1 protein-coding gene and 1 pseudogene are annotated in these 1,050 nt (G+C 68.6%); both read left to right on the forward strand.

Annotation, left to right across the window (positions count from 1 at the left end; translation table 11 throughout):
* Positions 1-61: 61 nt before the first annotated feature.
* Positions 62-595, forward strand: coding sequence for a GNAT family N-acetyltransferase (locus ACFYX0_RS48005; protein ID WP_388982232.1), 534 nt, complete (start codon positions 62-64; stop codon positions 593-595).
* A 76-nt stretch (positions 596-671) separates the two neighbouring features.
* A pseudogene (locus ACFYX0_RS48010) lies at positions 672-837 on the forward strand (transposase); the annotation flags it as partial.
* Between the last annotated feature and the right edge of the window lie 213 nt (positions 838-1,050).

Consider the following 1,050-nt stretch of genomic DNA (forward strand, 5'->3'; position numbering starts at 1 on the left):
CGGGAGGGCAGTCGTCAGGCGCGCGAAGCGCGTCAAGCCCGCTACCGCAAGGTAAGCAGGAATCTCCCGGCTTCAGCCGGGAGAGCACTTCAATGAGAGCTGCACACAACCCACCGCGACCAGGCCGAACGCGTCTTCAGCCTCTGACAGCGCCAACCGGGGACAAGGACCGCTCAGCTGGGCCGCGCGGGGTGACGGGAGCGGCGCTACGGAGTACGCGCTCGCCGTCATCGAGCGGGAGACGGGCGAGCTGATCGGATTCGGCCACCTGGCCACCGACCCCCACCAGCAGCGCGCGGCCACCATGGGCTTCGCGCTGCGCCCGGATGCACGGGGCGTGGGCTACGGCGTGGGGACAGTGCGGCTGCTGCTCACCGTCGGCTTTGACGATCTCGGCGACTCTGTTGCTGAATTGCCTGCGGGGGTTTGGGGCCAGCCCGGCATGATCGTCGGTGCGGTCGTTCTGTCTGTCCCGGCCGCAGGGGGTTGGTGCGGTGTCCATGCGGCCGAGAGAACTGCCGCCCATTCCCGAGCAGACTGCGAGGACGGCCCGCGCGGCCTTCCCTCGCGGCAGCCTGCCCATGCGGGTCCGTGACCATCTGGCCGAGGTCTTCGACGACTCGTTGTTCACCGATGCCTTTCCCGACCGCGGCGCACCCGCCCAGTCCCCGGCCTTGCTCGCCCTGGTGACGGTGCTGCAGTTCACCGAGAACCTCACCGACCGGCAGGCCGCGGATGCGTCGCGGGACCGTCTGTCGTGGAAGTACGCGCTGGGCACTGAGCTGTCCGATGCCGGCTTCGACTTCTCCGCGTTGTCGAAGTTCCGCGCCAGACTGGCCGAGTGCGCCATGGAGAGGGTGGTCTTCGACCGGCTACTGGAGCACTGCCGTGAGGCCGGACTGGTGAAGGCTGGCGGTAAGCAGCGTACCGATGCCACCCATGTGATCAGTGCGGTCCACGTGAAGACCTGGTCGGCGACCGTCTACGTCGCGTTCGTCGTCGACACCTTCTCCCGCCGGATCGTCGGCTGGTCGGCGGCCACCGTCAAGG

It is taken from the genome of Streptomyces sp. NPDC002573 (genome assembly GCF_042889625.1).
GTDB lineage: Bacteria > Actinomycetota > Actinomycetes > Streptomycetales > Streptomycetaceae > Streptomyces > Streptomyces gibsoniae.